The sequence below is a fragment of the Aliiglaciecola sp. SL4 genome (genome assembly GCF_041538045.1).
Classification (GTDB): Bacteria; Pseudomonadota; Gammaproteobacteria; order Enterobacterales; family Alteromonadaceae; genus Aliiglaciecola.
The window spans coordinates 40,614-57,107 of record NZ_JBGOSE010000015.1; the positions used below are offsets into that span (position 1 = coordinate 40,614).

Genomic DNA, 16,494 nt, shown 5'->3' on the forward strand with positions numbered 1-16,494 from the left:
AGCACTATGTTGAGTTTTATCCCTGCTTTTTTAATGTTTCCAATTCACTTTACTCTGCAAATGCTTAACCTTAGCTTTTGGGCTGTGTTAATTATCTGCTTAGGCTTGGTTAAATTTCTACTGCCGTTTAACTGGGTAAACTCTTTGCTGAGCCCCATCATGCACTTTATGATGTTTGCTTTTGGTGTGGTGAGTATCAAGCTTATACGTCTAACTAATAACGTTCAATGGGACTGTTCAGTTGAAGGTGAGTTAAGTAAAGACAACTGGTATTTAATGATGCCAAATCACCTGAGTTATTTGGATATCATTTTATTAATTGAATTTTCCGCCTCTCGGATCCCTGCTCCTAAGTTTTTTCTAAAAAAAGAACTCATTTGGCTGCCTTTTGTAGGCATGGGAGCTTGGGCACTTGGGATGCCGTTTATGCAGCGTTATAGCAGAGAGTTCGTGGAGAAAAATCCTCATCTTAAAGGGAAAGATATAGAAACGACCCGAAAGCACTGTAAAAAGTTTCAAACTACGCCGACCACAGTGATTAACTTTGTAGAAGGCTCAAGGTTCACGCCCAAAAAACAACTCATCAAAGCGAGTCAATATCAAAACTTACTACCGCCAAAAGCCGGCGGGGTTGCATTTACGTTAGCGACCATGGGGGAGCAATTTACCAACATTTTAAATGTCACTATTTTGTACCCCGAAAATACTAAGCACCCGATGATGGATATGCTCTGCGGTAACCTGACTCGCGTATTTATTCATATTGATGTATTGCCAGTAACAGATGAAATGATTGGGGATTATTTTAATGATGTTGAATTTAAAGGTCGCTTTCAAACTTGGTTGAACCAGTTATGGTCCAGTAAAGATAAGTTTATTTCACAAGTAGGTAATTCAAAATAATGCTTAAACAAGAGAAAGTAAAAGATTGGTTACTGACAAATTTAAGTACCATTGATGTCGGTATCACTGAACACAGTTGGTTATATCAAAGTTCCGCTATTTTACTATCTTTAGGCGTAGCCATTATTGCCTTTATGTTGACCCGTTTACTAATGCGAGGGCGTATCTCTCAGATCGTTTCTTTAAGCCGAAATAACTGGGATGACGAACTCCATAAACATGGTTTTTTCACTCGAATTGGGCATATAGTGCCAGCTTTGGTTATGTTCTTATTAACCCCCGTTTTCCTGGACAGTTCGAATATTCTTTACGCCTTTATTCAAAAATCCATGCTGGTTTATATAGCCATCTCTGTTGTGTGGTCAAGTAGTGCATTATTTAACACTATTGAAGATATTTACAATGCCTCAGAATTAGCCAAGCGAGCCCCAATAACCGGGTTTATTCAAGTGGCTAAACTGGTAGTAGTGATTGTTGCAGTACTGCTAATTATCTCCAATTTGCTTAATAAATCTCCGCTATTATTGCTATCAGGCTTAGGTGCTGTTACCGCGGTTTTATTGTTATTGTTCAGAGATACTATTCTTGGTTTTGTCGCGGGAATTCAGATCGCAGCCAATCGAATGGTAAATAATGGTGATTGGATTGAACTACAAAAATACGGTGCTGATGGTGAAGTTTTAGAAGTGGGCTTAACTACAGTGAAAGTGCAAAATTGGGATAAGACAATCTCAACAATCCCCACTTACACTTTGATTAGCGATTCAGTCAAAAACTGGCGTGGTATGTCTGAATCAGGTGGCAGACGCATAAAACGAGCAATTCAAATCGATATTAATAGCATTGAGTTTTGTGATACTGAAACCCTTGCTGAATATAAAAAAATTAGATACATCAGTGATTATATTGAGTCTAAAATTCAACTTCTGCGGGATTATCACAATCAACAACATATTGATGAGCAAGATTTATTAAACAGTCGTCGATTAACCAATATAGGTACTTATAGGGCTTACGTTAATGCATATTTGCAACACCATATGCAACTTAACAAAGAAATGACGATGATGGTTCGACAGTTACCCCCCAACGAAACGGGCTTGCCGTTAGAGATATATTGCTTTTGTGCTGATAAAAATTGGGTCAATTACGAAGGGGTCCAAGCAGATATTTTTGACCATTGTTTAGCTATGTTACCTGTATTCAACCTTAGAGCTTATCAAAGAGTCAGTGACAAACTCTAAAGCAAATTGCAGACATAAAAAACGCTGACTAATCGTACTCTTTTCAAATACATTCGTCAGCGTTGAAGTCTCTGGTAAACAGAGTGGATTTAGCTCCAGGCAATGGCGACAGACAATAGTAGTGTTGCAACTAAACCTGTAACGCCAAAAAAGCCATACTCTACTTTTTCACGCATTCCACCAGCTGGGGAAGGTAGAAAGCCCATAATTAAACAAGTTGTGCCTAATACAAACACAAGAACAGTTATTCCAAACAAAACGGCATCAACCATGCTATCTCCAAATTAATTAACGTTAAACTCCGTATATTATGCACCAAAATCATTAATTGGGGGAGTGATCTATATCAAACAGTTAAAATATTCTTCAATATATAATAGCCAGAAGAATGTAGTGAAATTGACTAACATTTAGCATATCTTCCTACTCGCTTACACTAACTCCGCCTTAATGAAACCTTAAAAACACACTATCCATCTGATTTTAATAAGCTTTTAAAAAGTGGCTAGAGTGTTGCTACTCTATAGCCATAACTAATCATCACAGGCGGTGTGTGCTAAAGCCACTGTCTAAACTCGTTAAAGTATACAAAGGAAAAATTATGAAACAATCAGTGATCGCCGCAAGTTTATTATTGCTATCTGGCGCAGTGGCAGCCAATGAGTGCGACGTTAGTATGAACGGTCAAGTTTCATTGATGAATAACGTGTTGACCGTTACCACAGTAGATAACGATATAATTAAAATAGACGCTGGCGAGAAGCTTTTTGTAAATGGCCAACGTATGGATGTCGACAAAAATCAAGAACGCTGGGTATCTGAGTATTATAATGGTATTTACAATGCTGTTCCTGAGGCTGCTGACCTTGCTTTAGAGGGGGTTGCAATTGCCAATGTAGCAGTATCCGAAGTCTTAGGTAATTTACTGGGAACGGATAGCAACGCCGTTGAAAAAATCCAAAGCAAGCTAGATGACGTTAAACAGAAAATCGAATATAACTTTTACGCTGACGATGGCAGTATTCAATTAGATTCAACCAACTTCTCAGATGGAGATTTTCTCGGCGCACAGTGGGAACAAGATTTTGAAGATACAGTTGAAGAAGTTGTTACCGCGTCCATAGGTCACTTGATGATCGCCTTAGGAACTGAGCTTATATTTGGTGATGGTGATACCGATGACTTTAGTCAACGTATGGATAACTTTGGTCAAGATATTGAACAAAAAATTGAAGCAAGAGCGGGTAATCTAGAGCAAAAAGCCGATGCATTTTGCATGAGTTTAGCGAAAATTGATATCGTTGAAAATAATCTACAAAATTCAATGCAAGCGTTGTCTGGGTTAAACCTGATTACTGTTGATTCTGACCGCAGAATGTAAGGAACTCATTAAAAATCGTGAAAATTGCAATTATTGGGGCGGGTTGGTTAGGTTTACCACTTGCCCAAGCATTAACTAAAAGTGGCCACGCAATAGTGGCCACAAAGCGTTCTGGCACTGAAGTTAACAAGTTACAAGAAATAGGGATTTCGGCAATCCAATATGAACTTGGGGATAACTTAGACACTCAGCAATTAACTCAATTGTTCAATACGCAAACATTGATCCTAAATATCCCGCCAGGTAGAAAATCACCTTCATTAGACACCTTTAGCCAGAACATGCGAGCCTTGCTCTCTACTGCTAAATACAAAGGTATTCAAAATGTGCTTTTCATTTCCACTACTGCGGTTTACGGCAACACTAAAGGAACCATTTACGAATACACACCTGTTGCCCCTCAAACACAAAGCGGCAAAATCCACGTTGAAATTGAAAATTGCGTTCGTAGCTTGTTTCAGCAAAATGCCTGCATTCTTCGACTAGGGGGATTAGTTTCGCCAGACCGACACCCAGCACGCAGTTTAAGTGCGAGAAAACAGATTGAAAATGGTCAACAACGTGTGAACCTAGTTCATAGAGAGGATGTTATTCGTGCCATTGAAAAGATAATTAACAGCAATAAATTTGGTCAAACTTACCACTTGTGTAGTCTTGAGCATCCCACGCGACAGCAATATTATACGGATGCTGCAACCGCTATGAAATTGGCGCCGCCGGAGTTTGTTGAAGACTTATCATTATCCTCAAGCAAATGTATAAATAGTGAATTTACCCTCAACGCCCTTGAAATGGCGCTCACCTATCCCAGCCCGTACGATATGTTTTAGGACTTACCAACCCCCTGCAAAAAAAAGCCGGTCGTTTGACCGGCTTTGAATTAGACGACATTCGAACTAGCCAACCAAAGCTTTACCAAAATATTTTAAAGCAACGGTGTTAATAAAGACCAGAAGCAGTATCAAAGGAATAAAAGTCCCTACAGAGAAATCAACGTATCGTTCAAAGAAGCTACCCTTGTAATTAGGAGCTCCTTCATCTAACTCGGCATTAAAGTTCTCTTTTTTCCAACGATAAATGACGAATAAACAGATCAGTAAGCCGTTTAGAGGCAGAATTGTGTCATAGAAAACATCGACGATAATATCGAACAATGACTTGTTCAAGCCAGCGTAGCTGATCAATGAGGTAACTGAGTCCCAAATACCGAATGACAATGACGTTACACCAGAGGTGACAACTAATAGCAACCCCATTACCCCTAGGGCTTTTTTACGGCCGACCTTTTTTGATTCCATGTAAGACGCTACTGGCACTTCGAATATTGAGACTAAGGAAGTTATAGCCGCAAAGAAGACGAGTAAGAAAAACAACCCGGCAACGACACTCGCCCCGACATAACCAATTGATGCTTGTAACGCTAAAAAGATCTTAGGCAAGAAGGTAAAAATCATTCCTATAGAGGAGTCACTTAACTCTGCGGTATTGGTATTGGGATTAAAAGAGAACACCGCAGGAAGAATTAAAAGTCCAGCAATGAATGCGACTCCGGTATCAGCCAAGGCCACAAATTTTGCCGATCCTGGTACATCACTCTTGCTATCTAAATAGGAACCATAAGTGATCATAATCCCCATCCCCAAAGACAATGAGAAGAATGCCTGAGACAAAGCAGCACTAACCACAGATGCATTAATTTTACTAAAGTCTGGAACCAGATAATATTCAACTCCAGCAAAGGCATTATCTAATGTAAGAACAAAAATCACTAAACCTATTAGCATTACAAACAGGGCTGGCATCATTACTTTGGCTGCTTTTTCGATACCTTGTTTGACCCCACCTTGTAAAATCAAATACACCACAGCTAAAACACCCACCATATAAATAAACAAATGAGATGATTTAACAAAGTCAGTAAATGTGGAGGGATCAGCTAGTATATCGAGGTTCCCAGAGCCTATTTGAAAAAGATAGCCAAAAATCCATACGGTAATGACGAGATAAAATACCGCGATCATAAAAGGAGTAATGATGGACAGCCACCCCGCTATTCGCCAGTGCAGTTGATTCTTGCTCAGTTTTACATAGGCGTTAAGAGGGTCCATTCGGCTTCGTCGACCTACCGACATTTCTGCTAACATTACTGGTAGACAAATTAACGCAACAAAAAGCGCATAAATGAGTAAGAAGGCCCCTCCTCCATTTTTAGTAGCAGCAACGGGGAACCCCACCATGTTACCAATACCCACTGCGGACCCAGCCGCGGCTAAAATGAATCCAAGGCGAGAGCCAAACTGCTCACGATCTGCTGCCATAATATTTTCCTTTCTTATTGGTTGTTGACTCCCAATAACTTCAATTTAATGGGGTTTAATCAACCTTATTGTTTTTAGTTTAGAATGACGATGTTAACAGTCTAAATTTAAAATGTCTTTCACTTAAAAAACTAGGGGAAGCAAAAACCTGTTATTAAAAGTTTGCACACTATTATTGCTCACGTAACCGATTACAGTTACCACGGAATGGGCTTATTGTCCCAATCAATAAAGTGTGGTGCATTATTAATGTCTAAGGTTGCTAAGTGTGAAAGTAACTTTTCCACCGTAAAACTCACTGAAAAAAGCTTGTTTTTAGGTACGTTAGCTTGAAAAGGTTTAGATAGGCCCGTATCAACTGTACCAGGATGATAGGCAACGATTTGAACGGTTTTAAATCGACGTTGGTACTCCACCTGACTGGTTTTTATCAGCATATTTAAAGCGGCTTTACTCGCTCTATATCCATACCAACCACCAAGCTTATTATCCTCAATACTAGCAACTCTAGCAGATAGGAAAACAACGTGAGAATCAAAAGATGGAGAAAAAAGCCTGGGCAAATGTTTCATCCACATCATGGGCGCAAGAGTATTAACTTTGAAATAAAACTCTAATTGCTTAGCCGATAAATCCTCTAGTCTTTTTTCTGGTTTTATGTGTTCACCTTGTCCATTTAAATGAAGCATACCAATACAACAAACGACTAGGGTAAAGGGACCGTGTTTTTGTAGGGTTTGACAGATATTTTCAACTTCGCTTTCTTCACTACTATCTGCCTGATGCGAACACAGTTTGGGGTGAAAAAACGATAGTACATTCCGTGATACTGCATGAACGTTATCAAAGTAACTGTTAACACATAATTGACGCACCAATTCCGCGCCAATTCCTGAGGAGCTACCAATGATTAACGCATTTGTTTTCGACATGACAGTATCTACCTCTTTACTTAAAATTCGACGGCTTAATGCCGTTAGCTCCTCAGGTTAACCTTTCATTCACCGCACTATTTCATTGTTGACGGGTACGAATATAGTTTAGTACGCAAAACTATCTGTTGTGGATGCCTTGAACTAAACTAATTTCATAACCATGTTAATCTCAAACAAATCCACTAATTAGATATCTGAGGAAAAAATGGCAAATATTCAACAAGCAACTCTGGCTGGTGGCTGTTTCTGGTGCCTTGAGTCAGCGTTCAATTCAGTCGAAGGAATACAATCGGCGTATTCGGGTTACGCTGCAGGCCATGTAGACAACCCAACTTACCAACAAGTTTGCTCTGGATCTACGGGTCATGCTGAGGTAGTTAGAGTCAACTTTGACGAAGACAAGATTTCATATCGAGATGTATTAGAAATATTTTTTGCTTTACATAACCCCACCCAGTTAAATCGGCAGGGCAATGATGTTGGCAGCCAGTATCGAAGCGCAATTTTTTATCACAATGACGAGCAAAAGCAGCTAGCAAAAGAGATTATTACTGAAATTGAAGAGCAAAAAATCTGGCCTGATCCTGTTGTTACTGAAGTGACTCAGATTAATAATTATTATCAAGCTGAAGACTATCATCAGGATTATTTTAGTAAAAATCCTCAGAACCAATATTGCAATATGGTGGTGGCCCCTAAACTCGCAAAATTTAAACAAAATTTCGCGAGTCGCCTGAAGTAATTAAACGGCATACTTAAACCACAATGGATTAACTGGCATCGAGAATATTAACGGTGCCATTTTTTCATATTTGCCGCGATTGGATTCACAAATTACATTTTTTGTATAATTCTTTTTCCACGGATCATTAATCATCCAAATTCTGTCACCATTTACAGCGACACCTTCTAGTGAAGCGTTGTGCATCAACTCCCACTCGTCGCAACTTGCGTCGTTTGAGTCAGTAGGTGCGTAAAATTCGAGAGGAATAATTAAGGTGGGGTGTTTCTTGGCTAAATCTATTAACCAAATATCGTTGTCATTTCTCGCAGCAGCAACCAAGTAGCCTGGATGGTTATCCCTCGGTAAATAGTCCATGCCATTCACAGGGTGATTACCTTTTTCATAATATGGCAGGTTAAGTTCTAAGTCAGTTACTTGAGCAAAGTCATCGGAGTTCCAAAATTGCTCATCAATTTTTACGGAAAAGATTCTAGCTTGCACTTTTTCGTCTTTTTCTTTGCCAAGATATAAAGTGCCTTCCAATCCAAACGCTAACCCTTCAATACCATCATTGGGGAAATTTCCGATATTGTATGAGGCTTTGAATTGCAGGGGTCTGACATTGGTCATCAAAAGGCTATTGTCGTCTTGTAATTCAAGTCTAATTAACAAACTAGGATAATCCGTTGAACCGCTACCTTGATATTTTTCGAAACAGCTATCAGACATGGTTTTACTGCGGGTCGCATCTTCAGTAACAACCACAAAAACTTTGTCATTTTGAGGGTCAACAGCTAGGGCTTCTAAATCAGGAGAGTCATTTAAATAATCGGCAAAACAACTTTGTTGAACATTCTCTGACATTTTAAATAATAACGATTGCTCCGCTACCATCGCGCTTTGAGGATCGATGATATGCAACTGCTTACGTTGCGAAATGTGAGCACTTCCATCTGAAACAGAAAGTAATTTCCCTCTCCAAGCTTTCAGCCCAGAGGTTTGTGGGTTTAACATTACTTCACCATTTGACTCAGTTAACCATTGCCCTTTTAAAGAAATCAGTTCAGGTTTAAACGTTGTTGATGCACAACTGATTAACCCCGTGGCAATAATGATTATTAGACCAAATTTTTTCATTTTCCTTCCTCTCCGCAGGCAGGGTTTGTAAATTTATATGATTCATTAGCAAGTAATTCAGAAAACAATTTGATTGATCGGTTAAAACTAATGCAAACTTAGTTGTAATCGTGGCTATTTAAATTATTGATTTGCAAAAAACACACCAATTTCAAAACTCACAACAAGCGCTCCCCCCTATTATTGCGGGACCCATTTTGCGTGCAATAGATGAAACAAGCATGACATTATGGATGTTAGTTAGCCATAAACATGAATTCAAAGCAAAAATCTGGACCAAAGAGTCTGAAACTCTATTTGACCAGAATATTAAGCAATTCTCAAATATTGTGAAAGTCGGAGAAAGTGCTTTCATCTATGTTACGACCTTAACATTTTCACAAACCCTAGCGGAGGGCAATCGGTATAATTACGATATTACATTTACCGACGGTCAGGGGACCTGTAAAAATCTGCAAAAACTAATGCCAGATATTGTTTATGGCAATCAAAAAACCCCAAGTTTTTGCTTCAACAAACGCATAAAAAATATTTTACACGGCTCGTGCCGTAAGCCTCACCACACGAGTAGAGATGGTATGTTGTCCGTGGACCAAACCATCGCGCAATCATTCGAAAATGATACCTCACCACCAGACTTACTTATATTATCTGGAGATCAAGCTTATATTGACGATGTGGCAGGGCCCACATTATTTGCCATAAACCAAGTAATAGATTGTTTAGGCCTGTTCCAAGAGGATTTACCAGGCGCAACTGTTAACAATAGTAAGCAGTTACCAACTGACGAACATTGTTACTATCAACGACCCGCTTTATTACCTGATAATGAAACCACTGAAACTGTGATATCGTACTTTTTCAAAGGTAAAAAGAAGCCTATATTTACCTCGGTGAATGCCAATAACCACCTCATAAGCTTTGCAGAAGTAATAGCTATGTATGCGCTAATTTGGTCACCTGAAATGTGGCGTTATACTGCATTAAATCCTGAAAATATCGCCCCTCAATTTGCAACAACTTACGCAGAAGAACTGAAATGGGTTGAGGACTTTAAACAGGGACTATCAAAAGTTCGTCGAGCAATGGCACACATTCCTGTGTATATGATTTTCGACGATCATGACGTAACCGATGACTGGAACTTAACCAGAGGTTGGGAAGATGCCGTATACAACAACGCCTTTGCTAAACGTATTGTGGGTAATGCCCTCATCGGCTACTGGTTATGTCAAGGCTGGGGAAATGATGTATCCAAGCTTTCTCCCTTAACAGAAAAACTGCTGCCTTTTTTCACTGCTACAGGTATCACCGAGCATGATAAAGTCATTGATATTCTGCTGCATTGGGATCAGTGGCACTATACCTTAGATACACAACCAAAAGTCGTCGTGTTAGATACAAGAACACAGCGCTGGCGTTCTGAATCAAGTTTGAGCAAGCCTTCAGGATTAATGGATTGGGAAGCCCTGTGCGATTTGCAGCAAGAGTTAATTAATCAGCCAGCCGTTATTATGGTATCCCCAGCCCCTATTTTTGGGGTTAAGTTAATTGAAACTATTCAACGTATTTTTACATTTTTCGGTCGAGCACTAGTGGTCGATGCAGAAAACTGGATGGCCCATAAAGGCACAGCGAGTGTTATCCTTAATATATTCAGACATTATAAAACACCACCGAATTTTGTCATTCTATCTGGGGATGTGCACTATTCATTTGTTTACGACATCACCTTAAAATTTAGACGCAATAGTCCCCACATCACACAAATAACCAGTAGCGGGATCAAAAACGAATTCCCAGCAAGGCTGTTAAACTGGTTTGATCGACTTAACCGTATTTTATTCGGTACCAAGTCACCTTTAAATTGGTTTACCCAACGTCGAAACATGACAATTCGCCATCGACGCCCAAGTAATCAACAAATCAGCACCCTGCTAAACGGGTCCGGAATAGGGCAAGTAAAGGTAAACCATGACTGCTCTGAGGTTGATGCCACGGTTTTGCTATCAAATGGTGAAGAAGTGGAGTTTATTAAGCGGGATTAACAGATTGTAATCCCGTCTTTAGCAAGTTCTCTTTGCAAAGTGAACATCACCAAATGAATAACTTAAAAAATCGTTGGATATTGCTAACGCATACAGGGACAATAATGTCTGAATAATCGTGAATACCTTTTTCGTTAAAATCCCGGTGACAGATAACGGCTTTTTTAATGAAATGAGTATGAGGAAAAAAATGTCAGAACACGCTGTAAATATTGGCTTATTTTTCGGTTCTACCACCTGTTATACGGAAATGGCTGCGGAAAAAATCCAATCAGAAATTAATGAACTTTTCGATGCACCCGTAGTTGAGCTATTTAACATAAAAGACGTGGCGTTGAGCAAAGCACAATCATTCGACATATTGTTGTTTGGTATTTCCACATGGGACTTTGGTGAGTTACAGGAAGATTGGGAGTCGACTTGGGATGATATAAAAAACCTGAATTTAAAAGGCAAAACCGTGGCTCTATTCGGTCTTGGTGACCAAATTGGTTATGCCGACTGGTTTCAAGATGCGCTAGGCATGTTACACGATGAACTTGCTGTGCTTGATTGTGAATTTATTGGCTATTGGCCTAATCAAGGTTATGAATTTAATCATTCAAAAGCACTTACCGCGGATAAAAGTCATTTTGTTGGGCTGTCGCTAGATGACGAGAACCAATACGATTTAAGCGAACAACGCATCAGCCAATGGTGTGAACTACTCCTCACTGAACTTCCACTTAGCTAATTATCCCATGTCAGATATTCGCCCTAGAATCCAACGACCTTTTTATCGAAATGGTCCAGAGTATAGGGCTGGAGCAGACGTAAGTTTTGGCGATATCCGTAAAATATTTGGCTTCAAAACAATTCAGATTGGTAAATGGGTAACCCAAGCTGAACAACAGTTGGCCGCCAACCTTTTTTTCGACGCCCTATGTGATTTAATGGATATATTGCAAGTTAATGAGCAGGTAATATCCCTCAACGGCACTTTATCACTAGCTTTTGGTATCGGTGGGCAAAAGCATAGTAGTGCCCATTATCATGCGCCTAAAAGGCAATTATCCTTAGCTAAAAACGCCGGTGGCGGTGCCCTCGCCCATGAATGGTTCCATGGTTTCGATCATTATATTAGTCGTAAAATGTATAACACGACGTTACCCAATGGTTTTGCCTCAAGCCTTTGGCTAGAAGATGCCACTATGCATTCACACTCTTTAAACCAGACCCTTTCACAATGGTTTCAAACATTATTTTTAGATGCCGATGGAAACGAGCCTAGCGACTACGTAACTCGCTGCGTAAAAGCAGATAAGAGCCTACAATTTTATTATTTTGCTCAACCACAAGAGATGGCAGCAAGGGCCTTTGAAGCCGCGATTCAGGATCAAGCCATCAAAAATGCATTTTTAGTACAAGGCACGAAACAAACGGTTGAAGCACAGGTAGGTATTTACCCCATCGGCCAACATCGTTCAGAAAGTAACGCAAGCATACTGAAATATTTTAAAGTTTTAGGTGAAGCGCTCAATTAATGGGCAAATTTAAACTCAAAATAAAATTAATTGCCAAAATCTATCAACAAATTGCATTTAACGCATTTACTCTGACACCAAAGTAATTCTATACTAGGACATTAACGATTAGTAACTGTGGTTGAATTTATGAGAAAGAAAAAGCACGGCTCCGCTGATGACGAAGCTCAAATTGATATGACCCCCATGCTAGACATCGTTTTTATTATGTTGATTTTCTTCATTGTAACGACGTCTTTTGTAAAAGAAGCTGGCTTGATGGCTAATCGTCCAAAGGCTCCAGATGCGCCGCCACCGCCAAGTAATGCAAAAACCTTGGCAATACGTATTGATCAGCAAGGTACCATTGTAATGGATAACCGTGAAGTTGATATCCGTCGTGTTGTGGCAAACATCCAAAGCTTTTTAGCAGAGAATAATACGGATTCTGCAGCTATCCAGGCTCATTCAAAAACTAAACACGGTATCGTGGTTGAAGTGATGAACCAAGCTAAAGAAGCAGGAATAGACAAAGTGTCGATTCTTGTAAAAGATAGCTGATAAGTTTCAAGACTAATTGAAAAGCCCTTCAATCGAAGGGCTTTTTTGTATCTGTAATATGCTTATTCTTTTGAATGTGTCTTACTTAGCAATGATATTGCAATAAAAAGTTAACTTTAACCCAGAGTATCTGACGCTAAAGGAAATATGTTTGAGTTTTGCACTAGATTAAGGCATGAAGAGAAAATGGTGCCGACTGCCGGAGTCGAACTGGCGACCTACTGATTACAAGTCAGTTGCTCTACCAACTGAGCTAAGTCGGCACACTAAGGTGACGGCTTTTGATTTACTGATGCAAGACGTTCTACAGCAGTGACAAGGTTGGTAAATCTTGTCTCAAAAGCGAGGCGCTATTTTAAACGCAGATTGAATCTTGTCAACCGTTGTTTAACGACTTATTGCGTTTTACTGCAAGTTTTAGTCTAAACGCCTGATTTTTCATCGTAGTGATGAAGTTATCTACAACAGGTTAGTCAATTTTCGCCAATTTATCAGCTTCACCTAGAAGTTTAGGGAAATGCTCTACCGGTAAGTACTTGGCTAAGGTGGTCATTAATTCGGCTAGGTCGGCGTAGGTACCTCCGGTAAGATTGATATGTCCCATCTTACGTTTTGCTCTGACGGTTTTACCGTACAAGTGCAAGTTACAGTGATCCAAGCTGAGTAAATCAGTAGAGTAGTCATCACAACCAATGATATTGATCATGGCACTTTTGCCATATGCTTGCGTGTTTCCTAGGGGCAAACCAGTAATTGCACGCATGTGATTTTCAAATTGACTACAATCTGTACCTTGCATACTCCAGTGACCAGAGTTATGAACTCGGGGGGCGATTTCGTTCACTAACAATTGCTTGCCAACTTGGAAAAACTCCACCGCTAACACACCCACATAATCAAATTCATCAACCAGTTTTGTGAAAGCACTGTGTGCCTGTTCTATAAGCCCGCTATCAATTTCCGGAGCAGGGGCAACTGAAACGTGAAGCTGACCTTCATGATGTAAGTTTTCAGCCAGCGGGTAGAACTTAACTTCACCATGTAACCCACGGGCTCCCACTAGGGACAACTCTCGGTCAAAGGGTACCATTTGTTCGGTGATGAGTGGAACTTGAACCAAGTCGAGATCGGCGAGTTGCTGTTTTAAGGACGGTAAACCGTCTTTACTCGCCAAACGCCATTGGCCGTAACCATCGTAACCATCTCGGCTAGCTTTAATTATCAGCCTTTCACCTAATTGCGCCACCGCATCATCAAGCTGCTCGATGTCAGTAATGATTAAATGTCTGCTGTTGTTGATGTGCAGTTTCTCAAGAACATTTTTTTCACGTACCCGATCAGCACCTGTTAAAATTGCTTCCATACTGGGATAGAGCTTTCCGCTACTTTGCGCTTGCTCCAGCAAATCTTCAGGAACATGCTCAAACTCCACTGACAAAGCATCCGCCCTATCAATGGCTTGTTCAATGCTAATGTCGAGTTTCATTTTACTAATTGGATCAACCACAGTGTGATTTGCTACATCCACAGCCTGAACTTTGAATCCCAAAGGTACGGCAGACAAATACATCATTTGTGCTAATTGCCCTGAACCATAGATCAGAACATTCACTCAGGTAACTCCAACTCATCTAATGCAAGCACGGTATCAGTTTGCTTTTTGCGAAATGCTATTACTGCTTCTGCTACTTTTTTATCGTGTAAAGCAATCACTTGGGCAGCAAGTAAACCCGCGTTAGCCGCTCCGGCTTCTCCGATGGCTAACGTACCTACAGCCACGCCTTTTGGCATTTGCACAATTGAATAAAGTGAATCAACACCGCTTAACTGGCTCGAACGTACGGGAACCCCAAAGACTGGAATATGTGTATGGGCAGCAATCATGCCAGGCAAATGCGCAGCACCACCAGCTCCACCGATAATGACATGATAATCATTATCAGCAGCAGTTTTTGCGAATTCAGTCAGTAAATCTGGGGTTCTGTGTGCCGACACCACTTTTGCATCGAACTTCACACCAAGATTTTTCAACATAATTGCAGCCTGCTGCATGGTTGGCCAATCTGATTTAGAACCCATTACTATTGCCACTTTAGGCATATCTGCTCCTAACGTTTTAGGTCTGAAACCAACGTAGTGTTGGTGATACATTTTGAGGGCTGTTACTTTCGTTTAAATAATAAAAATAATATTCAAAAAGCACACTTTCGTTAGCTTTTGCATTACTTCAATCAAATAAAAATATGAATAAACCAAGAACAGGAATATTTCCCTCAATAATTGAGGCGGCAGATTGTAGCCTAAATTTCGCCCAAGCCCAAATATTGGGAGAGGGAAATTAGAGATTTAATGCTTCTGGTTAAACATTTCCCCTAAATAATTTAAAATTTGTGGGCTTTTTCGTGCTTTACTTACGTATTAGACAAGGGATTAGCTATTATATAGTTAGTAACGTTGAACATGATATGGAATGTAAAAATGTAGCAACAAACTACGCATTCTATGCATCCACGAACTAACCTTAAGGTTGTAAAGTAGTTTAAAAGGAGTGATGAATGTTAGACAGGTTTTTGAAAAAAGAATCCGCCGGCGGTATTTTACTAATGTGTGCTGCAGTGCTTGCATTAATTGTTGCCAACTCTCCTTTATCCTTAGTATACGATTTACTCATCGATATGCCTGTGGTAATTCAAATCGGTGCGCTGGAGATTAATAAACCCTTACTTTTATGGATTAATGATGGGTTAATGGCGGTTTTCTTTTTCATGGTAGGCCTCGAACTCAAGCGCGAAATAATGGAAGGGGGCTTATCTAACCCAGCGAATATTGTATTACCAGCAAGTGGTGCAATTGGAGGCATGATTGTACCCGCCGGGATATATGCATTTTTTACTTGGGGAAACCCCGTAGCGTTGGCAGGCTGGGCAATACCTGCTGCAACTGATATCGCCTTTGCCATGGGTATTTTAGCCTTACTGGGGAGTAGAGTACCCGTTAGTCTAAAAGTGTTTTTAGTAACCTTGGCAATCATCGACGATATAGGCGCGATATTAATCATTGCCCTATTTTACAGTGATAACATTTCTACTTGGCCATTAATTGTAGCGGCATTCTGTTTGATGTTATTAACCAGTATGAACCGCAAAAACGTGCAACAGGTCCCGTCTTATATTTTAGTTGGTGTGGTATTGTGGGTTGCCATGCTCAAATCCGGAGTTCACGCAACGTTAGCTGGCGTGTTACTTGCCTTCTTTATTCCTATGCGAGATAACAACGATCCGCGTGTCTCGCCAGTCAAATCTTTGGAACACAGCCTACTTCCCGCGGTTAACTTTGTTATTTTACCCGTGTTTGCTTTCGCCAATTCAGGTATCAATCTTGGCAGTATTAATGCCGATTCAGTGTTGCACCCCGTTACTTTTGGCATATTCTTGGGCTTATTTGTAGGTAAACAGATCGGTGTGTTCGGGTTTAGTTGGCTGGTTATAAAACTTGGTTTAGCCAAATTACCGTCTGACCAGAACTTAGCCCAACTGTATGGCTGTGCCATATTATGTGGTGTAGGTTTCACCATGAGTCTATTTATCGGCTCCTTAGCCTTTGCCCAAACCGGTAATAATGCATTTTTTGATGAGCGATTGGGTATTCTATTAGGTTCCATAGTGTCGGCTGTGACTGGCTACTTAGTTCTCAAAAAAGCAATACGCTAACGCAGGTAACCTAGGCGATATAACCTAAAAT

The 16,494-nt window shown here is 40.1% G+C and carries 16 protein-coding genes and 1 tRNA gene; 10 read left to right on the forward strand and 7 right to left on the reverse strand.

The features are described 5' to 3' along the window. Window positions 1-6: 6 nt before the first annotated feature. Window positions 7-903: an acyltransferase gene (locus AB6T38_RS17085; protein ID WP_372548458.1), complete on the forward strand. Its 897-nt coding sequence runs from the start codon at window positions 7-9 to the stop codon at window positions 901-903. Next, the gene (locus AB6T38_RS17090) at window positions 903-2,147 is read left to right on the forward strand and encodes a mechanosensitive ion channel family protein (RefSeq protein WP_372548459.1); all 1,245 of its coding nucleotides are present in this window, start codon (window positions 903-905) and stop codon (window positions 2,145-2,147) included. Before AB6T38_RS17085 ends, AB6T38_RS17090 begins: the two co-directional genes overlap by 1 nt. Window positions 2,148-2,236: 89 nt before the next feature. Here AB6T38_RS17090 and AB6T38_RS17095 read toward each other — a convergent pair whose 3' ends face one another. Continuing rightward, window positions 2,237-2,419, reverse strand: a complete 183-nt coding sequence (locus AB6T38_RS17095; protein ID WP_303471126.1) for a hypothetical protein — start codon at window positions 2,417-2,419, stop codon at window positions 2,237-2,239. A gap of 329 nt (window positions 2,420-2,748) precedes the next feature. Here AB6T38_RS17095 and AB6T38_RS17100 point away from each other — a divergent pair, with 329 nt between their 5' ends. Both AB6T38_RS17100 and AB6T38_RS17105 read left to right on the forward strand, forming a co-directional pair. Then, on the forward strand, window positions 2,749-3,528 hold the full coding sequence (locus tag AB6T38_RS17100) for a YggN family protein (protein ID WP_372548460.1): 780 nt from the start codon (window positions 2,749-2,751) through the stop codon (window positions 3,526-3,528). Window positions 3,529-3,545: 17 nt separating this feature from the next. Beyond that, window positions 3,546-4,358: an NAD-dependent epimerase/dehydratase family protein gene (locus AB6T38_RS17105; RefSeq protein ID WP_372548461.1), complete on the forward strand. Its 813-nt coding sequence runs from the start codon at window positions 3,546-3,548 to the stop codon at window positions 4,356-4,358. Window positions 4,359-4,424: 66 nt separating this feature from the next. Here AB6T38_RS17105 and AB6T38_RS17110 read toward each other — a convergent pair whose 3' ends face one another. Next, entirely contained in the window at window positions 4,425-5,846 is a 1,422-nt protein-coding gene (locus AB6T38_RS17110; protein WP_372548462.1) for a sodium-dependent transporter, read from the reverse strand. 197 nt (window positions 5,847-6,043) lie between these two features. After that, window positions 6,044-6,778 (reverse strand): SDR family NAD(P)-dependent oxidoreductase, encoded by a 735-nt coding sequence (locus tag AB6T38_RS17115; protein ID WP_372548463.1) that lies wholly within the window; start codon window positions 6,776-6,778, stop codon window positions 6,044-6,046. Between the two features lie 208 nt (window positions 6,779-6,986). Here AB6T38_RS17115 and msrA point away from each other — a divergent pair, with 208 nt between their 5' ends. Beyond that, window positions 6,987-7,523 (forward strand): peptide-methionine (S)-S-oxide reductase MsrA, encoded by a 537-nt coding sequence (gene msrA / locus AB6T38_RS17120; RefSeq protein ID WP_372548464.1) that lies wholly within the window; start codon window positions 6,987-6,989, stop codon window positions 7,521-7,523. On the opposite strand, the gene AB6T38_RS17125 is transcribed toward msrA, so the two are convergent. Beyond that, on the reverse strand, window positions 7,524-8,642 hold the full coding sequence (locus AB6T38_RS17125; RefSeq protein WP_372548465.1) for a hypothetical protein: 1,119 nt from the start codon (window positions 8,640-8,642) through the stop codon (window positions 7,524-7,526). Window positions 8,643-8,839: 197 nt separating this feature from the next. Here AB6T38_RS17125 and AB6T38_RS17130 point away from each other — a divergent pair, with 197 nt between their 5' ends. From AB6T38_RS17130 to AB6T38_RS17145, 4 genes are all read left to right on the forward strand, one after another. Further along, a complete protein-coding gene (locus tag AB6T38_RS17130) occupies window positions 8,840-10,690 on the forward strand; it encodes an alkaline phosphatase D family protein (RefSeq protein WP_372548466.1) in 1,851 nt (616 codons plus the stop codon). A gap of 190 nt (window positions 10,691-10,880) precedes the next feature. Further along, on the forward strand, window positions 10,881-11,423 hold the full coding sequence (gene fldB / locus AB6T38_RS17135) for a flavodoxin FldB (RefSeq protein WP_372548467.1): 543 nt from the start codon (window positions 10,881-10,883) through the stop codon (window positions 11,421-11,423). A 7-nt stretch (window positions 11,424-11,430) separates the two neighbouring features. Then, window positions 11,431-12,213 (forward strand): CLCA_X family protein, encoded by a 783-nt coding sequence (locus AB6T38_RS17140; RefSeq protein ID WP_372548468.1) that lies wholly within the window; start codon window positions 11,431-11,433, stop codon window positions 12,211-12,213. 129 nt (window positions 12,214-12,342) lie between these two features. Continuing rightward, the gene (locus AB6T38_RS17145) at window positions 12,343-12,753 is read left to right on the forward strand and encodes a biopolymer transporter ExbD (RefSeq protein WP_216048934.1); all 411 of its coding nucleotides are present in this window, start codon (window positions 12,343-12,345) and stop codon (window positions 12,751-12,753) included. Between the two features lie 187 nt (window positions 12,754-12,940). Here the strand turns inward: AB6T38_RS17145 and AB6T38_RS17150 are convergent. From AB6T38_RS17150 to purE, 3 genes are all read right to left on the reverse strand, one after another. Then, window positions 12,941-13,016 (reverse strand) — tRNA-Thr (locus AB6T38_RS17150). 206 nt (window positions 13,017-13,222) lie between these two features. Further along, window positions 13,223-14,365 (reverse strand): 5-(carboxyamino)imidazole ribonucleotide synthase, encoded by a 1,143-nt coding sequence (locus AB6T38_RS17155; RefSeq protein WP_372548469.1) that lies wholly within the window; start codon window positions 14,363-14,365, stop codon window positions 13,223-13,225. Next, a complete protein-coding gene (purE, locus tag AB6T38_RS17160) occupies window positions 14,362-14,853 on the reverse strand; it encodes a 5-(carboxyamino)imidazole ribonucleotide mutase (protein ID WP_372548470.1) in 492 nt (163 codons plus the stop codon). The genes AB6T38_RS17155 and purE overlap by 4 nt, the downstream gene beginning before the upstream one ends. A gap of 455 nt (window positions 14,854-15,308) precedes the next feature. Here purE and nhaA point away from each other — a divergent pair, with 455 nt between their 5' ends. Then, window positions 15,309-16,463, forward strand: a complete 1,155-nt coding sequence (nhaA, locus tag AB6T38_RS17165; RefSeq protein WP_372548471.1) for a Na+/H+ antiporter NhaA — start codon at window positions 15,309-15,311, stop codon at window positions 16,461-16,463. Window positions 16,464-16,494 lie beyond the last annotated feature (31 nt).